Raw genomic sequence first — 10,214 nt, forward strand, 5'->3', positions numbered from 1 at the left:
GAGATCGCTGCCGCGCATGTCGCGGGCGTGCTGTCGCTGGAGGATGCGGCGCGGCTGGTGGAGGCGCGTGGGCGTCTGATGCAGGCGCTGCCCGCAGGTGGTGCGATGGCGGCGATCGAGGCGACGGAGGCGGAGGTGCTGCCGCTGCTCGCCGGCCGGGAGTCGGAGATCGCCATCGCGGCGGTCAACGGGCCTGCGTCGGTGGTGGTTTCGGGCGACGAGGCCGCCGTGCTTGAGGTGCTGGAGCACTGGAAGGCGCAGGGCCGCCGGGGTCGTCAGCTGCGGGTGAGCCACGCGTTCCACTCGCCGCGCATGGAGCCGATGCTGGCCGAGTTCCGCGCTGTGGCAGCCGAGTTGACCTACAGCGAGCCGACGTTCGCCGTCGTCTCCAACGTCACCGGGGAGCTGGCGACCGAGCTGACGTCCCCCGAGTACTGGGTGCGGCACGTCCGTGAGGCGGTGCGCTTCGCCGACGGCATCGCGTACCTGGCCGCCCAGGGCGTCACCAAGTTCCTGGAGCTGGGCCCGGACGGCACCCTCTCTGCCCTGGCGCAGGAGATCACCGAGGGCCACTTCGCCCCCGTGCTGCGCAAGGACCGCCCGGAGGCGCTGTCCTTCACGCAGGCCGTCACCGGGCTGCACGCCCACGGTGCGGACCTCGACTGGGAGTCGGTGTTCGCCGGTCGCGGTGCCCAGCGCGTCGACCTGCCCACCTACGCCTTCCAGCACCAGCACTTCTGGCTGGAGCAGACGGCGCCCACCGGCAGCCTGGCGCCCGCCGGGCTCGCCTCGGTCGAGCACCCGGTCCTCGGCGCAGCGGTCTCCCTGCCGGCGACCGGAACGGTCCTGCTGACCGGCCGCCTCTCCCTTCAGTCCCACGCCTGGCTTGCCGACCACAAACTGCTGGGCGCCGCCGCGGTGCCCGGTTCGCTCTTCGTGGAGCTGGCGACAGCCGCCGGCGACCAGGTCGGCGCCGGTGTGCTCCGGGAGTTGACGCTGCAGGCCCCGCTCGTCCTGCCCGAGCAGGGCGGTGTGGCCCTGCGGGTGGCCGTGGACGGTGCCGACGAGGACGGTCTCCGTCCGGTCGCGGTCTACTCGCGCGACGAGGCCGCCGGGATCGACGAGCCGTGGGTGTGCCACGCCACGGGCCGGGTGGGCACCGGAGTGCCTCCCGTCGAGGTCGACATGTCGGTCTGGCCGCCGCAGGGCGCACGCCAGGTGGACGTGGAGTCGCTGTACGGGCGCCTCGCGCAGGCAGGTCTGGACTACGGCCTGGCCTTCCAGGGCGTGCGGGCCGCCTGGCAGCTCGGCGACGCCCACTATGCGGAGGTCGGGCTTCCCGAGGGCGTGCCGGCCGAGGGCTTCGGCCTTCACCCCGCGCTGCTGGACGCCGCGCTCCACGCACTCCCGCTGGACGGGCAGGCGGCGAGGATCGCCTCCGGGTGGACCGGTGTCTCGCTGTTCGCCAGCGGTGCGACCGCTCTGCGGGTGCGCCTCGCGGGCGGCTCGCTGATCGCCGTGGACGCCTCGGGTGAGCCCGTTCTCGCCGCTCAGGCGGTGGCCTGGCACGAGCCGACGGCCGGTGAACTCGCGCTTGGGGGCGACGCGTTCCGCGATGCGCTGTTCCGGCTGGACTGGTCGGCGCTGGCGCTGCCCGCCGCCGGGACGGCCTCATGGGCAGTGCTCGGCGAGGTGGACGCGGCTCTCACCGGCGGCACCGCGTTCGCCGGCCCGGCGGAGCTGGCCGGGGCCGGTTCGGTGCCGGAGCTGGTCTTCGCTCCCCTCGTGCCGTCCGAGGGCGACGACGTGGTGGGCGCTGTCCACCGGTCGGCGCAGGACGCGCTGGCGCTGGTGCAGGACTGGCTGGCGGAGGAGCGCTTCGCCGACTCCCGTCTGGTTTTCGTCACGCGTGGCGCGGTCGCCGTGACCGGGGGCGTCGAGGACCTCGTCCACGCTCCTGTCTGGGGTCTGGTGCGTTCCGCGCAGGCGGAGAACCCGGACCGCTTCGTCCTGGTCGACGTCGACCGCGGCCTCGGCGAGCTGGGTGCCGACCGGCTGCTGGCCGCCGTCGCCACGGGCGAGGGGCAGGTGGCCCTGCGCGGCGGCAAGGCCTTCGTACCGCGCCTGGTCCGTGCCTCCCGGGCGGAAGGGGCGGAGATCACGCTCGCGGAGGGCGGGACGGTGCTGGTCACCGGTGGTACGGGTGTGCTGGGTTCGCTCGTCGCCCGTCACCTGGTCGCCGAGCACGGTGTCCGTCACCTGGTCCTGACCAGCCGTCGCGGTCTGGCCGCCGAGGGTGCGCGGGAGCTGGCGGACGAGCTGGTCGCGCTGGGCGCCGCCGAGGTCGAGGTCGCCGCGTGCGACGCCGCCGACCGTGACGCCCTGGCGGAGCTGCTGGCCGCCGTGCCGACCGAGCACCCGCTGACGGCGGTCGTGCACACCGCCGGTGTGCTGGACGACGGTGTGATCGGCTCACTCACCCCCGAGCGCCTCACGGCGGTGCTGCGTCCGAAGGTGGACGCGGCGTTCAACCTGCACGAGCTGACCCGCGACCTGGACCTGACGGCCTTCGTGCTGTTCTCCTCCGCCGCCGGTGTCTTCGGTGACGCCGGTCAGGCCAACTACTCGGCGGCGAACACCTTCCTGGACGCCCTCGCCGCCCACCGTCACGCCCTCGGCCTGCCGGCGACCTCGCTGGCCTGGGGCTTCTGGGAGCAGCGCAGCGGACTCACCGGCCACCTCTCGCAGGCCGACACGGAGCGCATCAAGCGCTCGGGCATGGTGCCGATCTCCTCGGAGCTCGGCATGGAGCTGCTCGATGCCTCCCTCCGGGCCGACGCGGCCGCGCTGGTGCCGATGCCGCTGGACCTGGTCGCCCTCCGCCGCCAGGGTGCCGCCGCCCTGCCGGGGCTGCTGCACGGGCTGGTCGGAGCGCCGGTCCGCCGCGTCGCGAGCGGAAAGGCGGCGCGCACCGACTCCTCGTCGCTGGGCCGCCGGCTCGCCGGGCTCGCCGAGGACGAGCAGAACGACGTGCTGTTCGAGCTGGTCCGCACGCACGTCGCCGCCGCGCTCGGCCACAGCGGCGGCGAGGCGATCGCGCCCAAGCGCGCGTTCAAGGAGCTGGGCTTCGACTCGCTGACCGCCGTCGAACTGCGCAACCGCCTCAACACGGAGACCGGCCTGAAGCTGCCGGCGACGCTGGTGTTCGACTACCCGACGCCCGCCGCGCTCGTGGACTTCCTGCGGGCCGAGGTGGTCGGTGCGGGCCCGGTGGTCGAGTCGGCCGCCGCCCGTACGGTCGCCGCCGGCGAGGACCCGATCGTGATCGTCGGTATGAGCTGCCGCTTCGCGGGCGGGGTGACCTCCCCCGACGAGCTGTGGCAGCTGGTGGCCGACGGCCGTGACGGCCTGACGCCGTTCCCGGCCGAGCGCGGCTGGGACGTCGAGGGCCTGTACGACCCGGACCCGGCCACGGCCGGTACGACCTACGTCCGGGTCGGCGGGTTCCTGGAGAGCGCGGGCGACTTCGACCCGGCGTTCTTCGGGATCTCGCCGCGCGAGGCGCTGGCCACCGACCCGCAGCAGCGCCTGCTGCTGGAGGCGTCGTGGGAGGCGCTGGAGAGCGCCGGGATCGACCCGGACGACCTGCAGGGCAGCCAGACCGGAGTGTTCGCCGGTGTGATGGCCACCGATTACTTCCCCGGCCTGCAGTCGGTTCCCGAGGAACTGGAGGGCTACCTCAGCACGGGCACCTCCGGCAGTGTCGCCTCCGGCCGCGTGTCGTACGCGCTGGGCCTGGAGGGTCCGGCGGTGTCGGTGGACACGGCCTGCTCGTCCTCGCTGGTCGCGCTGCACCTGGCCGTGCAGTCGCTGCGGCAGGGGGACTGCACGCTGGCCCTGGTCGGCGGTGTCACCGTGATGGCCGGTCCGGACACCTTCGTGGACTTCTCGCGCCAGCGTGGTCTGGCCGCCGACGGCCGGATCAAGGCCTTCGCGGCGGCGGCCGACGGCACCAACTGGGGCGAGGGCGTGGGCATGCTGCTGGTGGAGCGGTTGTCGGATGCTCGCCGTAACGGGCACAAGGTGCTTGCGGTGGTGCGGGGTTCGGCGGTGAACCAGGACGGTGCGTCGAACGGTCTGACGGCGCCGAACGGTCCGTCGCAGCAGCGGGTGATCCGGCAGGCGCTGGCGGGTGCCGGCCTGACCACCGGCGAGGTGGACGTGGTGGAGGCGCACGGGACGGGTACGCGACTGGGCGACCCGATCGAGGCGCAGGCGCTGCTGGCGACGTACGGGCAGGGGCGTGAGGGCGGCGAGCCGCTCTGGCTCGGCTCGGTGAAGTCGAACATCGGCCACACCCAGGCCGCCGCCGGCGTCGCCGGTGTGATCAAGATGATCAAGGCGATGCAGGAGGGCCACCTTCCGCGGACCCTGAACGTCGACGGGCCCACGCCCGAGGTGGACTGGTCGGCGGGTTCGGTGGAGCTGCTGACCGAGGCTCGGGACTGGCCGCAGGTCGGGCGTCCGCGCCGGGCGGGGGTGTCCTCGTTCGGCCTGAGTGGGACGAACGCGCATGTGATCCTGGAGCAGGCGCCCGCCGAGAAGGCCGTCGAGGCCGAGGACGTGACGGTCGACGCTCCGGTGTCGTGGGTGGTGTCGGGTAAGTCCGAGGCCGCGCTGCGCGACCAGGCGGCGCGCCTGGCGGCGTTCGTCGGGGAGCGGCCGGAGCTGTCGCCGGTGGACGTCGGCTACTCGCTGGCGCTGTCGCGGGCCCGGTTCGACCACCGTGCGGTGCTGTCGGGTGCGAGCCGGGACGAGCTGCTCGCGGGCCTCGCCGGTCTGGCGAGCGGCGAGGTTTCCGGCGACACGGTGGGCCGGGGCAAGCTGGCGTTCCTGTTCACGGGGCAGGGGAGCCAGCGGTCGGGGATGGGCCGGGAGCTGTACGGCACCTTCCCGGTGTTCGCCGCGGCGTTCGACGAGGTGTGCGATCGCTTCGAACTGCCCTTGAAGGACGTGGTGTTCGAGGCGTCGGAGCTGCTGGACCGGACGGCGTACACGCAGGCGGCGCTGTTCGCCGTCGAGGTGGCGCTGTTCCGTCTGGTGGAGTCGTGGGGTCTGAAGCCGGACTTCCTGGTCGGTCACTCGGTGGGTGAGATCGCTGCCGCGCACGTCGCGGGCGTGCTGTCGCTGGAGGATGCGGCGCGGCTGGTGGAGGCGCGTGGGCGTCTGATGCAGGCGCTGCCCGCCGGTGGCGCGATGGCGGCGATCGAGGCGGCGGAGGCGGAGGTGCTGCCGCTGCTGGCCGGCCGGGAGTCGGAGATCGCCGTGGCGGCGGTCAACGGGCCGACGTCGGTGGTGGTTTCGGGCGACGAGGCCGCCGTCCTTGAGGTGATGGAGCACTGGAAGGCACAGGGCCGCAAGGGGCGCCGACTGCGGGTGAGCCACGCGTTCCACTCGCCGCGGATGGAGCCGATGCTGGCCGAGTTCCGCGCCGTCGCCTCGGAACTCAATTACGCTGAGCCGAAGTTCGCCGTCGTCTCCAACGTCACCGGGGAGCTGGCGACCGAGCTGACGTCCCCCGAGTACTGGGTGCGCCACGTCCGCGAGGCGGTGCGCTTCGCCGACGGCATCGCGTACCTGGCCGCCCAGGGCGTCACCGACTTCCTGGAGCTGGGCCCGGACGGCACCCTCTCCGCCCTGGCGCAGGAGATCGCGGAGGGCCACTTCGCCCCCGTGCTGCGCAAGGACCGCTCCGAGGCGCTGACCTTCACCCAGGCCGTCACCGGCCTGCACGCCCGAGGCGCCGAGCTGGACTGGGAGGCCGTCTTCGCCGGTCGCGGCGCGCGCCGCACCGACCTGCCGACCTACGCCTTCCAGCACGAGCACTTCTGGCTCAAGGCGACCACGGCCGGCGCCGGCAATGCCATCGGTCTCGGCCAGGCCGCGACGGGGCACCCGCTGCTGGGTGCGACGATCGCCCTGCCGGACTCCGGCGGCGTCCTGCTGACGGGCCGGGTGTCCCTCCAGTCGCACGCCTGGCTCGCCGAACACACGCTGCTGGGCGTGGCCGTGGTGCCGTCCTCGGCGTTCGTGGAGCTGGCGATCCACGCCGGTGACCAGGTCGGCGCAGGGGAGCTCCGGGAGCTGACGCTGCCGGCCCCGCTCGTCCTGCCCGAGCGCGGTGGTGTCGCCTTGCGGGTGACCGTCCAGGAGGACGTGGCTGCCGGAGGCCACGCGGTGCGGGTGTTCTCCCGCGCCGAGGACGCCGGTGCGGACGAGCCGTGGACGCTCAACGCGACTGGCACGCTGGGCACTTCGGTGGGCGCCGAGTCCTTCGACCTGTCCGTCTGGCCGCCGAAGGGTGCCCAGCCGGTGGCGTCGGAGCAGTCGGGAGTCCGGGCCGCTTGGCGGCTCGGCGCCGACCTCTTCGCCGAGGTCGTACTGCCCGAGGGCGTGTCGGCGGACGGCTTCGGCCTTCACCCCGCGCTGCTGGACGCCGCGCTCCACGCGCTCCCGCTGGACGGGCAGGCGGCGAGGATCGCCTCCGGGTGGACCGGTGTCTCGCTGTTCGCCACCGGTGCGACCGTTCTGCGGGTGCGCCTCGCGGACGGCTCGCTGCAGGCGTCGGACGAGTCGGGCGCGCCGGTGTTCTCGGCGGCGGCCATCGACTGGCGCGAGGCCACGGCGGACGAGCTGGTGGCGGCACGGCGCGGTGAGTTCCACGACGCGCTGTTCCGGGTGGAGTGGCAGGAGACCGCCGTCGCCGCGGCGGGTGCCACCGGCCCGGCGGCGGTGATCGGCTCCACCGGCCGTACCGGGTTCACCGGTTACCCAGGGCTCGCGGAGCTGGCCGAGGCCGTCCCGGTGCCGGGCGTGGTGATCGTGCCGCTGACCGCGACCGGAACGACCGGCGCGGACGAGGTCCGTGCGGCGGCGCACCGGGTGCTGGGCCTGTTGCAGGACTGGCTGGCGGAGGAGCGCTTCGCCGCCTCCCGTCTGGTGTTCGTCACCAGCGGCGCGGTCGCCGTCTCCGAGGGCGTCGAGGACCTCGTCCACGCGCCCGTCTGGGGTCTGGTGCGTTCCGCGCAGGCGGAGAACCCGGACCGCTTCGTCCTGGTCGACGCCGACCGCGGCTTCGACGCCCTGCGCGCCGACCGGCTGCTGGCCGCCGTCGCCACGGGCGAGGAACAGGTGGCCCTGCGCGGCGGCAAGGCCTTTGTGCCGCGGCTCGCCCGCTTCGCCCCGGCGACCGCCGAGGCAGCCGGGCCCGCCGTCCTCGACGCGTCCGGCACGGTGCTGATCACCGGCGGCACCGGCTCGCTCGGTGCCCTGATCGCCCGCCACCTGGTCACCGGGCACGGCGTGCGGCACCTCATCCTGACCAGCCGTCGCGGTTCGGCCGCCGAGGGCACAAGGGAACTGGCCGACGAGCTGGTCGAATTGGGCGCCGCCGAGGTCGAGATCGCCGCGTGCGACGCCGCCGACCGCGAGGCGCTGGCCGCCCTGCTGGCCGCCGTGCCGGTCAAGCGTCCGCTGACCGGCGTCGTGCACACCGCCGGTGTGCTGGACGACGGTGTGATCGGCTCGCTCACCCCCGAGCGGCTCGACACCGTGCTGCGCCCGAAGGTGGACGCGGCCGTCAACCTGCACGAGCTGACCCGCGACCTGGACCTGTCCGTCTTCGCGCTGTTCTCCTCCGCCGCCGGCGTCTTCGGCGAGGCGGGCCAGGGGAACTACTCGGCGGCGAACACCTTCCTGGACGCGCTCGCCTCCCACCGCCGTTCGCACGGCCTGACCGCCACCTCGCTGGCCTGGGGCTTCTGGGAGCAGCGCAGCGGCATCACCGGCCACCTCTCGCAGGCCGACCTTGAACGCATGCGGCGGGCCGGCACCATCCCGCTCCCCTCGGAGCTGGGGCTCGCGATGTTCGACGCCGCCGTGCGCGGCACCGAGCCGACCCTCGTCCCGATCCCGCTGGACATCACCGGGCTGCGTGCCCAGGGCGCCCCGGTGCCCGCGCTGCTGCACCGGCTGGTCGGCGCCCCCGCGCGCCGCACCGTCCGTACCGGGACCGCGGTGGGCGGCACGGAGCTGGCGACGCGCCTTTCCACGCTGACTCGCGACGAGCGGGACGCGGCGCTGCTCACCCTGGTGCGGACCCACGTCGCCGCCGTCCTCGGCCACGGCGGGGCACACACCGTCGAGGAGGGCCGGCCGTTCAAGGAGCTGGGCTTCGACTCGCTGACCGCCGTCGAGCTGCGCAACCGCCTCAACGCGGCCACCGGGCTGAAGCTGCCGGCGACGCTGGTGTTCGACTACCCGACGCCCGCCGCGCTGGTGGAGTTCGTCCGCGCGGAGGTGCTCGGCGACGAGGACGACCAGGCGGAGGCCGTCGAGGCCGTCACCGCCGACCCGGCCGCGGCCGACGACCCGGTCGTGATCGTCGGCATGAGCTGCCGCTACCCGGGCGGCGCCGGCTCGCCCGAGGAGCTGTGGCAGCTGCTCCTCGCGGGCCGGGAGGGCCTGACGGACTTCCCGACCGACCGCGGCTGGGACCTGGACACCCTCTTCGACGCCGACCCCGACCGGGCCGGCACCACCTACACCCGGGTCGGCGGCTTCCTGGAGAGCGCGGGCGACTTCGACCCGGCGTTCTTCGGGATCTCGCCGCGCGAGGCGCTGGCCACCGACCCGCAGCAGCGCCTGCTGCTGGAGGCGTCGTGGGAGGCGCTGGAGGACGCCGGGATCGACCCGGTCTCCGTGCGCGGCAGCCGGACCGGCGTGTTCGCCGGTGTCATGAGCTCGGACTACTACGCCGGCCGGGACATCGCGCCGGAGGGCTTGGAGGGCTACCTCGGCACCGGCAACTCGGGCAGTGTCGCCTCCGGGCGCATCTCCTACACCCTGGGCCTTGAGGGCCCGGCGGTGTCGGTGGACACGGCCTGCTCGTCCTCGCTGGTGGCCCTGCACCTGGCCGTGCAGTCGCTGCGCCAGCGGGAGTGCTCGCTCGCCCTGGTCGGCGGTGTGACGGTCATGGCGACGCCGGAGACCTTCGTGGACTTCTCGCGGCAGCGCGGGCTGGCGCCCGACGGCCGGATCAAGGCCTTCGCGGCGGCGGCCGACGGCACCGGCTGGGCCGAGGGCGTGGGCATGCTGCTGGTGGAGCGGTTGTCGGACGCGCGTCGTAACGGGCACAAGGTGCTTGCGGTGGTGCGGGGTTCGGCGGTGAACCAGGACGGTGCGTCGAACGGTCTGACGGCGCCGAACGGTCCGTCGCAGCAGCGGGTGATCCGGCAGGCGCTGGCGGGTGCCGGGCTGTCGGCCACCGAGGTGGACGTGGTGGAGGCGCACGGGACGGGTACGCGACTGGGCGACCCGATCGAGGCGCAGGCGCTGCTGGCGACGTACGGGCAGGGGCGTGAGGGCGGCGAGCCGCTCTGGCTCGGCTCGGTGAAGTCCAACCTCGGCCACAGTCAGGCCGCTTCGGGCGTCGCCGGTGTGATCAAGATGGTCATGGCGATGCAGGAGGGCTACCTGCCGCGGACCCTGCACGTGGACGAGCCGACCCCCGAGGTGGACTGGTCGGCGGGTTCGGTGGAGCTGCTGACCGAGGCGCGGGACTGGCCGGCGGTGGACCGGCCCCGGCGCTCCGCCGTCTCCTCCTTCGGCATCGGTGGCACCAACGCCCACGTGATCCTGGAGCAGGCGCCGGCGGAGGAGCCGGCCGAGGCCGTCGAGGTGACGGTCGACGCTCCGGTGCCGTGGGTGCTCTCGGGCAAGACCGAGGGCGCACTGCGCGACCAGGCCGCGAACCTGGCCGCGTTCGTCGAGCAGCGGCCGGAGCTGTCGCTTACGGACGTCGGCTACTCGCTGGCGGTGGCGCGGGCGCGGTTCGAGCACCGGGCCGTCGTGTCGGGTGCGAGCCGGGACGAGCTGCTCGCGGGCCTCGTGTCCGTGGCAAGCGGTGACACGGCCGGTGGGACCGCGGCGGCGCGTGGTCGTCTCGCGTTCCTGTTCACGGGGCAGGGGAGCCAGCGGTCGGGGATGGGCCGGGAGTTGTACGAGGCGTTCCCGGTGTTCGCGGCGGCCTTCGACGAGGTGTGCTCCAGGTTCGAGTTCCCGTTGAAGGACGTGGTGTTCGAGGGGTCGGAGCTGCTGGACCGGACGGCGTACACGCAGGCGGCGCTGTTCGCGGTCGAGGTGGCGCTGTTCCG

Annotated in this window: 1 protein-coding gene; it reads left to right on the forward strand. The window is 74.0% G+C overall.

Going from position 1 to position 10,214, the window contains the following annotated elements; all coding sequences use genetic code 11:
* The coding region (locus ACFV1W_RS39005) for an SDR family NAD(P)-dependent oxidoreductase (RefSeq protein WP_380422150.1) at positions 1–10,214 on the forward strand (10,214 nt) is incomplete at both ends.

The organism is Kitasatospora sp. NPDC059648, assembly GCF_042734825.1.
Taxonomy (GTDB): domain Bacteria; phylum Actinomycetota; class Actinomycetes; order Streptomycetales; family Streptomycetaceae; genus Kitasatospora.